Genomic DNA, 14036 nt, shown 5'->3' with positions numbered 1-14036 from the left:
TCTTCTCTTTTATACTTATTATTCATAATTCTAGTCAAGCTACTGAATTTATCACTGACTATCCAGTATAAAATGTTAAAATAGCGCCATTATTTACAAAGAGACTGCCTTCGTGACCATAAAAGACAGTATTTATGCCTCTGAGCAACAAGTAAAAGATTTTAGCTTTGACCAAAATGTAGTCGAAGTTTTTCCAGATATGATCCAGCGCTCTGTACCTGGGTATGCCACCATTGTAAGCACTATGGGTAAACTTGCGGGTGAATACGCACAAAGTAACTCAAATCTTTATGATTTAGGCTGCTCTCTTGGCGCAGTCACGCTTAGCATGCGCCGTAATATTCGCACCGATAACTGCCATATAATAGCGGTAGATAATTCTCAAGCTATGGTTGAACGTTGTAAGGTGCACTTACAAGGTTTTAAATCGGATGTGCCGGTTACTGTTACTTTGGGCGATATTAACGAGCTTGAGATTCAAAACGCATCGGTTGTGGCAATGAACTTTACACTGCAGTTTATTCCACACGCACAGCGCCAAGCCGTACTTGAGAAAATATACGCTAATTTAAAACCTGGTGGTGTATTGCTGCTAAGCGAAAAAATTAAAGCCGAAAACGAGCAATGCGATAACCTATTAATTGATTTGCACCACGACTTTAAACGTCACAATGGCTACTCTGAGCTTGAAATAAGCCAAAAGCGTACCGCCATCGAAAACGTTATGCGCCCAGATACACTAAGCGCTCACTTTACTCGCTTACAAGATATTGGTTTTAGCCAAACTCAAGTGTGGTATCAATGTTTTAATTTTTGCTCAATGGTAGCAATTAAATAAAGAGAGTCATCCATGTCTCAATGGTTTAACCAATTTTACGCATCTATCGCACAAAGCCCACTTAGTCATTGGCTAGAAACCTTGCCTGCACAATTAAAACATTGGCAAAACGAGGCTAGCCACGGTGATTTACCTAAATGGCAAAAAGTACTTAAAAACTTGCCAGAGGTGGCTACAACACACGTTGATATTTCTACTAAGGTAGAAATTGGCGCACCAGGGGAGATGAGTGATGGCGAGCAAAAGCAAGCCATGCATTTATTAAAACGCATGATGCCATGGCGCAAAGGCCCATTTAGTGTGCACGGAATTGAAATAGACACAGAGTGGCGCAGTGATTGGAAGTGGGACAGACTCCTACCTCATATTGAGCCATTAAAAGGCCGCACCGTTTTAGATATTGGTTGTGGCTCAGGTTATCATTTATGGCGTATGCGCGGTGAAGGCGCAGAGTTTGTAGTGGGTATTGATCCGTCTGATTTATTTTTATGTCAGTTTCAGGCAATTAAACACTACAACCCAGACGAAAACGTGCATTTACTGCCACTAGGCGTTGAAGCATTACCGGAACTTAAAGCGTTTGATACGGTTTTTTCGATGGGCGTACTTTATCATCGTCGCTCACCTATCGACTTTTTAGCACAGTTAAAAGCGCAGCTTCGCCCCGGCGGCGAACTCGTACTTGAAACGCTAGTAATTGAAGGTGATGAAAACACAGTATTAGTCCCTACCGACCGCTACGCTAAAATGCGCAACGTTTGGTTTATTCCAAGTACTGCAGCATTAAAACTCTGGATGGAACGCGTTGGCTTTAAAGATGTGCAAATAAAAGATTGCGCTATTACCACGCTTGAAGAGCAACGCAAAACCGATTGGATGGAAAACGAATCGTTAATCGACTTTTTAGATCCAAACGATACAAGTAAAACAATTGAAGGCTACCCCGCTCCACTTCGAGCCATATTAACCGCAAAAGCATAGCTGTTAATTTAACGCCTTTAATACTAAAAAAACGCCTACGGGCGTTTTTTTGTTTATTTAAACAACAGGCAGCGGACAAGTGTCCTTGTTAATTATTTCAAAATTACATTTGAGCTAGCCGCGACCTTGCAATTGTTGTAAAATACGCGCGTTTCTAAGCAACCCAAAACAACTATTTTGAGGAAAACCTGTGAGCGAACAAAAACAGTCTCTAAGCTATAAAGACGCGGGCGTAGATATCGACGCTGGTAATGCACTTGTTGAGCGTATTAAAGGCGTAGTTAAAAAAACTCGTCGTCCTGAAGTAATGGGCGGAATTGGTGGTTTTGGCGCACTTTGCGAAATTCCTGAAGGCTACAAGCAACCAGTATTAGTTGCAGGCACAGATGGCGTTGGTACTAAACTACGTTTAGCAATCGACTTAAAAAAACACGATACTGTTGGTATTGATTTAGTTGCAATGTGTGTAAACGACTTAATTGTTCAAGGTGCTGAACCCCTGTTTTTCCTAGATTACTATGCAACTGGTAAACTAGATGTAGACACAGCAGCTGACGTAGTTACAGGTATTGGCAAAGGTTGTGAAATTTCAGGTTGTGCCCTAATTGGTGGCGAAACAGCTGAAATGCCAGGTATGTATGATGGTGAAGACTACGACATGGCAGGCTTTTGTACAGGCGTTGTAGAAAAATCAAAAATTATTGATGGCACAAAAGTAGCAGCAGGCGATCAGCTTATTGCACTTGCTTCAAGCGGCCCTCATTCAAATGGCTTCTCTTTAATTCGTAAAGTACTTGAAGTGTCAAAAGCTGATACCAGCGCTGACTTTGAAGGTAAAACATTAGGCGAAACCTTACTTGAGCCTACTCGTATTTACGTAAAACCTTTACTTGAGTTATTCAAAAACGTTGACGTACATGCGCTTTCGCATATTACTGGCGGCGGTTTTTGGGAAAACATTCCACGTGTATTACCCGCTTCAGCAAAAGCAGTAGTTAAAGGTGATAGCTGGCAGTGGCCACCTATTTTTAACTGGCTACAAGAAAACGGTAATATTACTACACACGAAATGTACCGTACATTTAACTGTGGTGTAGGTATGGTTTTAGTAGTTCCTGCAGACAAACTTGAGCAAAGCTTAACAATGCTAAAAGACTTGGGTGAAAATGCATGGCACCTTGGTGAAATTCAAGATGCCGCAGCTGGCGAAGAGCAAGTTGAAATTGTAGGTGGTGCTAAGTAATGGCACCGACTCGTCTGGTAGTTTTAATCTCAGGTAGTGGCTCTAATTTACAAGCCATCATAGATGCCTGCGAACGTGGCGAGATAAACGGACATATAGCGGCTGTTATTAGTAACAAAGCAGACGCTTATGGCCTAGAGCGTGCAAAAAAAGCAGGTATTGCTACAAAAGTGCTCAGTCATAAAGATTTTGACTCGCGCGAAGCGTACGATGCGCAATTAATGAACGTTATCGACTCTTTTATGCCAAATCTAGTTGTATTAGCTGGGTTTATGCGTATTCTTACTCCTGGCTTAGTGCAAAAATATGTTGGAAAAATGTTGAACATTCATCCATCTTTGTTGCCTAAGTATCAGGGGCTGAATACCCACCAAAGAGCAATTGATGCAAAAGACGATGTTCATGGCGTAAGTGTTCACTTTGTTACTGAAGAATTAGACGGCGGTCCCGTTATTCTTCAGGCGCAAATACCTGTACTCAAGGATGATACAGCAGAAACATTAGCAAAACGCGTGCATGAGCAAGAGCATATAATTTATCCTTTGGTGGTCAAGTGGTTCAGTGAACACAGACTTACTATGGAAGCAGATTATGCAGTTCTTGACAAAAAACAACTTCCTGCACACGGCGCGCACTACTCACAATAAAAAAATAAGTGCCCTGTTGTTATGTGCGGGCGCTTTACTTCCAACTAGCCTAATTGCAGGCGAATTGACCCAATATCAAGCTAACTACGATATTTTACGCAAAGGTAAAAATCATGGTGAGGCTGTTCGTGAGCTCAAAAAAATGGGCGACGATACTTATGAACTAACATACCACAGCAATATTGAGTGGATGATTTTCTCTGATTCTCGTGAAGAAACATCAAAGTTTACCTTTAAAGATGGCAAGGTTACCCCGCATCATTACAATATGATCCGCACCGGTACAGGCCCAGATAAAGATTATAAAATTGATTTTGATACAACAAACAAAGTAGTGACTAGCAGCGCTAGCGAATACCCACTTAAATGCGAATGGACTGATGAATTTCAGGATGCTATTTCATACCAAGTGCAAGTGCGCGAAGGATTGAAAAAAGGCGAAACGAGCTTTTCATTCCCGCTTATAGACAAAAAAGGTAACCGCCGCGACTACAACTTTGAAGTTGTTGAAAAAGAGATGATCTCCCTACCTATCGGTAATGTAGAAGCCATTAAAGTAAAACGTTTATACGATAACGATAAACGCCAAGCAATTGCATGGTTTGCGCCAGAAATGGATTACATGCTGGTACGTATGTGGAAAGGCGAAAAAGGTATGGAGCAGTTTGAAGTTCAAATGAATTCATTTACTGTTACTGCGCCTACAGCTGTTGCGCCTGCAACAGCACAACAACCTCAAGAAGCTAACTAAATTTAATTAAACTAAAGTTAATATTTAAAATAGGTGGGCTAAATTAGCTCACCCATTTTAAACAATGCAAATTCCCCCGGCTCCATTTTTTGCCAACGCTCATCATTCGTCAAAGGCCTTGTAGCTATAACTGTTACTACATCGTTTGGTGTAGTCTCTTGTTGAAAATCAACCACCATGTCGGCATCAATCAACGTTGCTTTACCAAATGGCGCACGGCGCGTTATGTAATGTAAGTTATTAGTGCAATACGCTAAAACAAACACCCCGTCGGTCAATAACATATTAAACACCCCTTTTTCACGAAGGGTATGCGAAAGCTTAGCGGCGTATCTAAAAACCGACGCCATATTACTTGGACGCTTTGGGTATTTTTCACGAATTTTATCAAGTAACCAACAAAAAGCGAGTTCGCTATCGGTGTTACCTACTGGGCGATAGTACTGCGGTTTTAAATCATGATAATTAGATAGCTGCCCGTTATGAGCGTAAGTAAGCTCGCGCCCCCATAACTCTCGCGTAAAAGGATGAGTATTTTCAAGGCATACTCTCCCGCGGTTACCTTGGCGAATATGGCTAATAACCGAGACACTTTTAATGGGGTATGCTTTGACGAGCTTTGCAATTTCAGATTGATAACTCGGCTGCGGATCTTTAAAGGTTCTACAGCCTTTACCTTCGTAAAATGTAATACCCCAACCATCTTTATGTGGTCCCGTGTTTCCGCCACGCTCTAAAAGGCCTGAAAAACTAAAACAAATATCGGTAGGCACATTGGCTGACATGCCAAGTAATTCACACATTAATAAAATAACCCTTAAAAACCATACATTAAAATAAATAGCGTTATATTTGTGTATTAAGCGTACACTAATTTGCAGCCCGCTATAACGGCTATACTTACTTAAAAAGTGTCATTTTGCTATTAGATTTATTTATTTTTACGTTAACACTACTTACGGTTAATGCTTTGACTATACGATAGTTATTGTGCGTTCCTCTGTCGGGTAATTAAATATCGTATTTAAGTTACTTTCTACTACAATTTAACATCGTTATGTACTTGAAAATTACTGTTACTAGCGCTACTCTAAGTGAGGTGGTCTGACCTCTATTAAGGAATAAAAATGACACTCATATTTACACTGGTTCTAATCGCGTTGCTTTGCACTGCGGTTTACCACAGAGCAAGTTGGAACACAGCACTTGGTGTTTCGGCTATAACTTTATTAATTGGTACCTTTGCAGGTGCTTTTGGTTTAATTAGCTGGTTGATCTTTTTGATCATCGCGGTTCCTCTTTCTGTTACTGGCCTTCGTCAGCAATATATCATCAAGCCTATTTTTGCTACGTTTAAAAAAGTAACGCCAAGCATGTCTGATACTGAAAAATCAGCTATTGATGCCGGTACGACGTGGTGGGAAGCTGACTTATTTTGCGGTAACCCAGATTGGAAAAAACTTCACCAATACCCAGTTCCTAAACTTACTATTGAAGAGCAAGCCTTTGTTGATGGCCCTGTTGAAGTAGTATGTAGCATGTTGGACGATTGGGAAGCAACGCACGAGTTAACCGACCTTCCTCAAGATGTATGGCAATATCTAAAAGATAATAAATTCTTTGCCATGATCATCAAAAAAGAATACGGCGGTTTAGAGTTTTCTGCATTTGCACAGTCTTGTGTACTTCAAAAACTAACAAGTAAATCAACATTACTTTCGTCAATTGTTGGTGTACCGAACTCTTTAGGCCCAGGTGAATTATTACAACACTATGGTACAAAAGAGCAAAAAGATCATTACTTACCGCGCCTAGCGAGCGGTCAAGAAATTCCATGTTTTGCGTTAACTTCGCCAGAAGCGGGTTCTGATGCAAGCTCAATTCCAGACTACGGTGTGGTATGTAAAGGGCAATGGAATGGTGAAGAGGTTGTCGGTGTTAGTTTAACGTGGAATAAGCGTTACATTACACTTGCCCCAGTGGCTACCGTGCTTGGACTTGCGTTTAAATTACAAGATCCAGACGGCCTAATTGGCGACAATAAAGAGCCAGGCATCACCTGTGCACTTATTCCAACGGATACTCCTGGAGTTGAAATTGGTCGTCGACATTTCCCGCTTAACGTACCATTTCAAAATGGTCCTACTCGCGGTAAAGACATTTTCGTACCACTTGATTATATTATTGGTGGTCCAGATATGGCTGGTCAAGGCTGGCGCATGTTGGTTGAATGTTTATCGGTTGGTCGTGCAATTACATTGCCGTCAAACTCTGCCGGTGGCATTAAAATGATTGCTATTGCGACAGGTGCTTATAGCCGCATTCGTCGTCAGTTCCGTTTACCTATAGGTAAAATGGAAGGTGTTGAAGAGTCACTAGCTAAATTAGCTGGTTACGCTTACAGCTCTGATGCTGCGGTTAGTATGTCTACGGGTGCTGTTGATTTAGGCGAAAAGCCATCTGTTGTTTCTGCCATTATTAAATACCACCTGACAGAGCAAATGCGTGATGCAACTATTCATGCAATGGATGTGCTTGGCGGTAAGGGCATCATGCTTGGGCCAAATAACTATTTAGGTCGTGGCTATCAAGGTGCACCTATTGCCATTACCGTTGAAGGTGCAAACATCTTGACCCGTAATATGATTATTTATGGTCAAGGTGCTATTCGCTGTCATCCATTTGTACTTACCGAGCTAGGTGCGTGCGAAATTGAAGACCGTGAAGAAGCGCTTAACGTATTTGATAAAGCGCTAATGGGTCACATTGGTTTTACTATGTCGAACCTTGTACGTACTAAGTGGCTTGCTCTTACCGGCGCTCGTTTTACAAGTGTGCCGTACAACGACGAAACCGCTGAGTTTTACCGTATAGCGTCACGCTTTAGTGCATCACTTGCTCTTATGTCAGACATTAGCATGGCAGTATTTGGTGGTTCACTAAAACGTAAAGAACGTATTTCAGCACGTTTAGGTGACTTACTTAGTTACTTATACTTAGTGTCTGCAACGCTTAAGCGTTACAACGATGAAGGCCGTAAAAAAGAAGATTTTGCTCTAGTAAAATGGAGTTGCCAAGATCACCTTTACCATTGCCAACGTGCACTTGCTGATTTAATTAATAACATGCCTTCGGCTCCACTACGTGCCGTGTTAAAAGTATTGTTATTCCCGTTTGGTCGCCCGGTTCGTAAACCAACTGACCAACTTGAGCATAAACTTGCGCAACTACTACAAGTACCTAGCGAAACGCGTAACCGTTTAGCAAGCTATGTATACTTAACAAATGAGCCGCTTAACCTTGTAGGTCGTCAAGAGCAAACGCTTAAAGACGTACTTGCTGTTGAGCCATTATTTGACCGTGTATGCAAAGAAAAAGGTCTTAAACTACCATTCTTCCAGCTTGATAAAGTAGCGCAAATGGGGCTTGAAGCAGGCATATTAAGCCAAGCAGAGGCTGATAAACTAGCTGCTGTTGAGCAATCGCGTTTAGATGTTATTAACGTTGATGACTTCGACCCTGCTGACTTACTTGCAGGCAAAGCCGCGCGTAATAGCGTTAAAAAAGAACCTGATGCTGCTTAACTAAGCTAAGCATTTACAGACCAAAAGCCAGCATATAACGTGCTGGCTTTTTTGTGCACAATAAAAAGTTTTAACAACGTGATGGAGTAGTTTAATTCGTTAGATTGTTTAAATAATTATACAGCTTGGTATAACAGGCAGCTCTGACATCTAACCAACCCTAAAAGCTCTGTATTGATTAAATACCCTTAATTCATCTCTATACTCCTGTAAAAACTTAAACCCTCTCAAGAGCTCTACAAGTACAACACTATAAAGTTAATGACTATACCAATTAGCAATAATACTTAGAGCCTGCCTAGCAGTGTTAAATGTCTCTGATATACGACTGCATGGATGCAGGAGATAGAGCAATGCAGGATCATTTGCCGAAAACAACTAAATAACGAATTATTCCTTATTATCGACATGCTTTTCTTACATCAAAATAGATTACTTAATTAAGCGAATTGGGGTTAAACCTGGCGTTAAGTTAACTGCGGTAAAAGTTTCAAAGTTACGAAAGAAGGGATACAGCGCAATGCACAAGCACTTAACCAGAGCATCGGCAGATTGATATAGGTATTGATACGGATAATAAGGAATATTATCAGGTTCGTGCAAGGAATGTGTTTGATAGCTGATAGCTGATAGCTGATAGCTGATAGCCAAAGAATGTTTTACTAAATTATTTAATCAAGGATTTTATAAACTTGTTATTGAGGAAATAACAAGTGGCGGAGTGGACGGGACTCGAACCCGCGACCCCCGGCGTGACAGGCCGGTATTCTAACCAACTGAACTACCACTCCGCAGTGGTATGTGCATGGGGTAATGCACTTACTAATTTTAATCATGATATCAAATGGCGGAGTGGACGGGACTCGAACCCGCGACCCCCGGCGTGACAGGCCGGTATTCTAACCAACTGAACTACCACTCCGCAGAGATATCATTATACTTGTTATTACTTAATTTGTTGGCGGAGTGGACGGGACTCGAACCCGCGACCCCCGGCGTGACAGGCCGGTATTCTAACCAACTGAACTACCACTCCATAATAAGAATATGTTTTACAACCATACGTTGTGTAAGTGTTGGCGGAGTGGACGGGACTCGAACCCGCGACCCCCGGCGTGACAGGCCGGTATTCTAACCAACTGAACTACCACTCCAGCTTTTACTTACAAGTTTTACGAAAATGGCGGAGTGGACGGGACTCGAACCCGCGACCCCCGGCGTGACAGGCCGGTATTCTAACCAACTGAACTACCACTCCAGCTTTTACTTACAAGTTTTACGAAAATGGCGGAGTGGACGGGACTCGAACCCGCGACCCCCGGCGTGACAGGCCGGTATTCTAACCAACTGAACTACCACTCCATATTTCCGTTGCTGTTTAGGTCTCCCTGACAGCGGCGTGAATAATACGAACCAACCCCTATTTCGTCAAGGGCTTTTTTGTTTTTTTATAGGTTTTTTAGTCATCTGTCATCGAAAGGTTTAAAATTTCACCTGATCTGTCATTTTTTGAGCCGTTTTTACCGACTTGATTTTTTTCTGTGTCGGCAACATCACCTTCACTTGTTTTCTTTTTCTTTAAAAAAGGCAGCTTCACTTTAAATTTAATCGGTTTTTTCTGAACAAATATACGAATTAACAACCAACCGAGTAATAAAATGAGCGTATTGCAGCCTACAATTAAACTAATAATTGTAGATGTGGCCATTTTTTCTTCAACAGGCTCACTCTCAATCATTTTATCTGGCGTAATAATCGTTGCCGGATCAATTTCGGGCACCGCTTCTATGGGTCGTTCTATCTCAAATTTATACGTTGGTAGCGTTGCCATAAATTCACGACCATTAATATTAGTGCCAAAAACAGACAGTTCAACACTATATCTACCCCAATCATAATTTTTAACACTAAGTTGTCGTGAGTCTTTAGCAGCAGCATCTATGGTAAACATTTGCTCTTCGTTATTGGGATAGTAGATTTTTCCCTGGATGATGACTGTTTCTGGCTTAACAATACTTGGGTCTATATTTATAGTTAACAGATGCTCGTCTGTGTCTTGCTCTGCTAACGCGACTTCGGTTACAAAAGGTGGCTCGTGCACTTCTATTGTATTTTGCACAATGCGACGCTGCAGCAGAGGTGTTGCCACGTAAAGCTCTGGTGTCCATTCACCCGCAGGAAAATCTAAAGTAAACTCGCCGGTAAACACACCATCTTTAGAACGCTCATCAAATCCACGTCCATCGTCTTTAAATTCCGCTACTTCTTGAATGCCTGCGCCAAAGTTAGCAAAGTTTTCATTGTTGGTACTTACAAAGTCAACATTAAGGCTAACAACATCTCTAAATAGGTTTGTGTTAATTGGCTCACCGTCATTTAGTATTTTTCCGGTGATTTTTATTGTCTCCCCCCTAAACAACATTGAAGGAAGAGGCTCTGCTTCAAGAGATATCTCGCCTAATACAACTATTCTGCTGTCGGGTAAAATACTGCCTATTACTTGCCAAGGACCTGCCATAGGTTTTTTTATGGTTACTAAATCGTAGCTGAGTTCATCAAACCAATCTAAGTTAGGGTTTTTAACTGAGTCAGTAGCAAAGTACTTACTGCCATCGGGCCTCACTAAAATAACAGCAGGTGCACCTGATTTTCTAAAAAAAAGCAGTGTTATTTCATCTATTTTGCTATCTATGCGAAAACGATTATCAAGTAAAGGGATCTCATTTTGATGCCCATCGCGCTTGAGCACTTCTACTTGTTTTACGCCATATGCATTGCCAGTAAATAAACTAGCGGCACATAACGCTGTTACAAAATACATCGTTTTCATTAAATCGCCTTATTCAGCGCGCCATATGCACTGGCCGCCTTCTTTGTTTACAAGATCTAATCGTGCTTCGTGTGCGCTTTGCTCAGCGTCGCTTGCTCGTAATACAACTAATGGGGCTCTATCACTATTTAAACGCTTTATACCGCCCTTCTGTTGCTCGCTGCCGTCATCTTTATTTTGATTCAAATTTAGCTTTGTTTGACCACCCGTCATGGCAAGGTACACATCGGCTAAAATCTCAGAATCCAGTAGCGCGCCGTGAAGCGTTCGTTTACCGTTATCTACATCGTAACGACGACATAATGCATCAAGGTTGTTCTTTTGACCTGGATGCAAGTCACGCGCCATTTTAAGCGTGTCGAGAACTTGACAAAAAGTATCTGTTTTAGGATAGCCCTGATTAAGCAGCGCAAATTCGTTATCCATATGACCAACATCGAACGGTGCGTTATGAATAACTAACTCTGCCCCTTCAATATAGTCGAAAAACTCTTGGGCAATTTGATGAAACAACGGTTTATCACGTAAAAATTCGTTAGTGATACCGTGAACGTCGATTGCTTCTTCTTCACTTGGGCGTTGTGGGTTTATATAAACGTGAAAGTTATTGCCTGTTAAACGGCGATTTACTAACTCCACACACCCAATTTCTATAATACGGTGCCCTTGTTTAGGGTCTATGCCGGTGGTTTCTGTATCTAAAACTATTTGTCTACGTGCCATATCGAATTTAGCCTGATTCTGGTATCTTTCTATAATCACTTTATTGTACATAAGATCAAGGTAAAACAGTGCAAAAAACCGTAGAGATTTACACCGATGGCTCATGTTTAGGTAATCCAGGCCCCGGCGGTTATGGTATTTTTATGATTTATAACGGCCACGAAAAAGAAATGAGCCAAGGTTATAAACTCACAACGAATAACCGAATGGAAATGCTCGCGGCTATTGTAGCCCTAGAATCACTCACTCGAGAATGCGAAGTAAATCTAACAACCGATAGCCAATATGTTAAGCAAGGTATTGAATCGTGGATCACTAACTGGAAAAAACGTGGCTGGTTAACATCAGCTAAAAAGCCGGTTAAAAACGTCGATTTATGGAAACGCCTAGATAAAGCCTGTAGCGAGCACAATGTAACCTGGAAATGGGTTAAAGGGCATAGCGGCCATAAGTACAACGAAATAGTTGACGATTTAGCGCGCGATGCCGCTGGCAGTAAAGATTTACTAGAAGATGTAGGCTACCAGCCTTAATTTATTCAAAGCTAGTTGTTATACCAATTTTATTAAAAACATGTTCATTCTATCGCATTAAATAACTCACTAACTGCGTTAAAAATTATTCATATAGAACAACTACATGTCACAATTTTCGCCTTGTTAATGTGCTATTTTCTTAGCGCTATAATAGATCACTTATTTAATGCAATTGGTATTATTTTCTTGCTCGCACGATTTAAAGTGTTGCTTTGACGTTTGTCTAAGCCCTGCCCCTTTTACTGGCGCAAACTGCGGCCTTGCATGCCACTTAGGTTTTATTGGCGTAAGTGGCGCAACTCTTTTTCGTGCCACCAGCATATAAACACTGCCCATCGGTTTTAAATACTGTTTTGCAAAAGTCCGCCAAAACTCAAATCTTGATAGCCTATTACCTCTTGCCAGTGATGAATAAATAAAACGTTCGTCACTTACAATTTCAAAACCAAGTAAGTTTAGCCAATCTTTAACCCTCGCAGGGGTAAAAAAGCGCCCCGTCCATGGTAATTTCTGACCACTAAAAGGCAGCATTTGTGCAAGTCCGCACAAACTAAACGGATTAAATCCCGTAATTACTATATAGCCGCCCGGAATAAGTGTGCGATGTGCTTCTCGTAAAATGTGATGTGGGTCTGAATGATACTCTAAGCAGTGACTTAGTATGCATGCATCAATACTGTGCTCGTAAAATGGCAGTTCATCTATGTCAGCAACTACCCCAGTGTAAGGCCCAGGCTCTGCAACACACACCTGGTGTTTAATCGTACTTATACTTGTATTTAATTCGCCACTTAAATTACCTAGCTTAAGCATATGATAGCCAAACATACGCGGCAGCCATTGCTCCATTTTGCGTTCAATATCTTTGCGCAAATAATCCCCATGAGGAAACTGTTGCCACGACAGTGGTTTGGGTCCTTCTTGAAAACTAAGGGCTGGTTTCATTTTTTGAGCTCGTTATACTATGCGGTAAGTGTCACTTTATAGAGCAATTTACCATGGTGCAAGTCAAAGCAATTAAAGCCTTTTCTGATAATTACATTTGGTGTTTAACTACCGATAATAGTAACCAAGCATGGGTAGTCGATCCAGGCCAAGCACAGAGCGTATTAGCGTATCTAGCTGAGCACAAACTAACGCTTGGTGGTATTTTAATTACGCATCATCACTACGACCACACTGATGGCGTAGCTGCATTAGTTGACGCCTATCCAGATATATCGGTTTATGGCCCCGCAAATAGTCCATTTAAAGGCATCACTCACGCACTCACTGATGGTCAAAGCATCAGTGTACTTAATATTAACTTTAATATTTTGGCAACTCCTGGGCACACGCTTGATCATATTTGCTATACAAATGATGAACTTGCTTTTACAGGCGATACATTGTTTAGCGGTGGATGTGGGCGCTTATTTGAAGGCACGCCAAAGCAAATGTGGGAATCGTTTAATAAACTAAGAGAGCTGCCTGCAAGCTGCAGTGTGTATTGCACGCACGAATACACGCAAGCTAATCTTGCCTTTGCCAAAGCGGTTGAACCACGTAACCCAGAACTCCTTGCGTACAGTAAAAAAGTAGATGAATTACGCAGTAATAACCAAATTTCCCTACCCACTTCTATTGGACAGGAGCTAAAAATAAATCCATTTATGCGTAGCGATTTGCCAACCATTACAGAGTTAGTGCCAGAAAAATTCATCTCGGTTACAAAAAACAATGAACCTTGGGGAAACTTTGCTAGTCTGAGGCAGTTCAAAGACAATTTTTAATGCACAAACTAATACTTTAATATTTATTTTATTAGAATCATTAACTTAAGATATAGTGATGATTCTATTTCTGCGTTTTAAAAAGTCATTAAGTGGCAATGTTAACTCATAACAGGTAGTATTCGCCGAGT

The 14036-nt window shown here is 41.2% G+C and carries 12 protein-coding genes and 6 tRNA genes; 8 read left to right on the top strand and 10 right to left on the bottom strand.

The window, feature by feature from the left end:
- Positions 1-112: 112 nt before the first annotated feature.
- The 5 genes from cmoA to I6F42_RS16830 all read left to right on the top strand — a co-directional run bounded on the left by cmoA (position 113) and on the right by I6F42_RS16830 (position 4460).
- A complete protein-coding gene (gene cmoA, locus I6F42_RS16850; protein WP_007378000.1) occupies positions 113-838 on the top strand; it encodes a carboxy-S-adenosyl-L-methionine synthase CmoA in 726 nt (241 codons plus the stop codon).
- A 12-nt stretch (positions 839-850) separates the two neighbouring features.
- Positions 851-1819, top strand: coding sequence for a tRNA 5-methoxyuridine(34)/uridine 5-oxyacetic acid(34) synthase CmoB (gene cmoB, locus I6F42_RS16845; protein WP_007586955.1), 969 nt, complete (start codon positions 851-853; stop codon positions 1817-1819).
- Between the two features lie 190 nt (positions 1820-2009).
- The gene (gene purM / locus I6F42_RS16840) at positions 2010-3062 is read left to right on the top strand and encodes a phosphoribosylformylglycinamidine cyclo-ligase (protein WP_002959993.1); all 1053 of its coding nucleotides are present in this window, start codon (positions 2010-2012) and stop codon (positions 3060-3062) included.
- Positions 3062-3709 carry a phosphoribosylglycinamide formyltransferase gene (gene purN / locus I6F42_RS16835; protein ID WP_007586949.1) on the top strand — a complete coding sequence of 216 codons (648 nt, stop codon included), beginning with the start codon at positions 3062-3064 and terminating at the stop codon, positions 3707-3709. Before purM ends, purN begins: the two co-directional genes overlap by 1 nt.
- Before the next feature lie 16 nt (positions 3710-3725).
- The gene (locus tag I6F42_RS16830; protein WP_007586948.1) at positions 3726-4460 is read left to right on the top strand and encodes a DUF3108 domain-containing protein; all 735 of its coding nucleotides are present in this window, start codon (positions 3726-3728) and stop codon (positions 4458-4460) included.
- A 38-nt stretch (positions 4461-4498) separates the two neighbouring features.
- Here I6F42_RS16830 and I6F42_RS16825 read toward each other — a convergent pair whose 3' ends face one another.
- A complete protein-coding gene (locus tag I6F42_RS16825; RefSeq protein WP_010555339.1) occupies positions 4499-5263 on the bottom strand; it encodes a class II glutamine amidotransferase in 765 nt (254 codons plus the stop codon).
- A gap of 324 nt (positions 5264-5587) precedes the next feature.
- Here I6F42_RS16825 and fadE point away from each other — a divergent pair, with 324 nt between their 5' ends.
- Positions 5588-8044: an acyl-CoA dehydrogenase FadE gene (fadE, locus tag I6F42_RS16820; protein WP_197152857.1), complete on the top strand. Its 2457-nt coding sequence runs from the start codon at positions 5588-5590 to the stop codon at positions 8042-8044.
- Positions 8045-8758: 714 nt separating this feature from the next.
- Here the strand turns inward: fadE and I6F42_RS16815 are convergent.
- From I6F42_RS16815 to dnaQ, 8 genes are all read right to left on the bottom strand, one after another.
- Positions 8759-8835: transfer RNA gene (locus I6F42_RS16815), tRNA-Asp, on the bottom strand.
- A gap of 54 nt (positions 8836-8889) precedes the next feature.
- Positions 8890-8966, bottom strand: a tRNA-Asp gene (locus tag I6F42_RS16810).
- A gap of 37 nt (positions 8967-9003) precedes the next feature.
- Positions 9004-9080: transfer RNA gene (locus I6F42_RS16805), tRNA-Asp, on the bottom strand.
- A 41-nt stretch (positions 9081-9121) separates the two neighbouring features.
- A tRNA-Asp gene (locus I6F42_RS16800) sits at positions 9122-9198 on the bottom strand.
- Positions 9199-9225: 27 nt separating this feature from the next.
- A tRNA-Asp gene (locus I6F42_RS16795) sits at positions 9226-9302 on the bottom strand.
- Positions 9303-9329: 27 nt separating this feature from the next.
- A tRNA-Asp gene (locus I6F42_RS16790) sits at positions 9330-9406 on the bottom strand.
- Positions 9407-9503: 97 nt separating this feature from the next.
- The gene (locus tag I6F42_RS16785) at positions 9504-10874 is read right to left on the bottom strand and encodes a TIGR03503 family protein (protein WP_010555338.1); all 1371 of its coding nucleotides are present in this window, start codon (positions 10872-10874) and stop codon (positions 9504-9506) included.
- Positions 10875-10883: 9 nt separating this feature from the next.
- Entirely contained in the window at positions 10884-11597 is a 714-nt protein-coding gene (gene dnaQ / locus I6F42_RS16780) for a DNA polymerase III subunit epsilon (protein ID WP_007586004.1), read from the bottom strand.
- A 68-nt stretch (positions 11598-11665) separates the two neighbouring features.
- On the opposite strand from dnaQ, the gene rnhA reads away from it, so the two are divergent.
- Positions 11666-12130 carry a ribonuclease HI gene (gene rnhA, locus I6F42_RS16775; protein ID WP_007378210.1) on the top strand — a complete coding sequence of 155 codons (465 nt, stop codon included), beginning with the start codon at positions 11666-11668 and terminating at the stop codon, positions 12128-12130.
- A 162-nt stretch (positions 12131-12292) separates the two neighbouring features.
- Here the strand turns inward: rnhA and I6F42_RS16770 are convergent, their stop codons facing one another.
- Positions 12293-13078, bottom strand: a complete 786-nt coding sequence (locus I6F42_RS16770) for a class I SAM-dependent methyltransferase (protein WP_101217180.1) — start codon at positions 13076-13078, stop codon at positions 12293-12295.
- A 53-nt stretch (positions 13079-13131) separates the two neighbouring features.
- Here I6F42_RS16770 and gloB point away from each other — a divergent pair, with 53 nt between their 5' ends.
- Entirely contained in the window at positions 13132-13905 is a 774-nt protein-coding gene (gene gloB, locus I6F42_RS16765) for a hydroxyacylglutathione hydrolase (protein WP_165735687.1), read from the top strand.
- Positions 13906-14036 lie beyond the last annotated feature (131 nt).

Source organism: Pseudoalteromonas sp. SWYJZ12, assembly GCF_015864395.1.
GTDB classification, from domain to species: Bacteria; Pseudomonadota; Gammaproteobacteria; order Enterobacterales; family Alteromonadaceae; genus Pseudoalteromonas; species Pseudoalteromonas arctica.
This window is presented reverse-complemented; position numbering and strand designations above follow the sequence as displayed.

Coding starts and splice junctions, on each gene's coding strand:
- I6F42_RS16785 (WP_010555338.1), bottom strand. CDS start 10,874: ATGAAAACGATGTATTTTGTAACAGCGTTATGTGCCGCTAGTTTATTT.
- dnaQ (WP_007586004.1), bottom strand. CDS start 11,597: ATGGCACGTAGACAAATAGTTTTAGATACAGAAACCACCGGCATAGAC.
- I6F42_RS16770 (WP_101217180.1), bottom strand. CDS start 13,078: ATGAAACCAGCCCTTAGTTTTCAAGAAGGACCCAAACCACTGTCGTGG.
- cmoB (WP_007586955.1), top strand. CDS start 851: ATGTCTCAATGGTTTAACCAATTTTACGCATCTATCGCACAAAGCCCA.
- fadE (WP_197152857.1), top strand. CDS start 5,588: ATGACACTCATATTTACACTGGTTCTAATCGCGTTGCTTTGCACTGCG.
- purN (WP_007586949.1), top strand. CDS start 3,062: ATGGCACCGACTCGTCTGGTAGTTTTAATCTCAGGTAGTGGCTCTAAT.
- gloB (WP_165735687.1), top strand. CDS start 13,132: ATGGTGCAAGTCAAAGCAATTAAAGCCTTTTCTGATAATTACATTTGG.
- I6F42_RS16825 (WP_010555339.1), bottom strand. CDS start 5,263: ATGTGTGAATTACTTGGCATGTCAGCCAATGTGCCTACCGATATTTGT.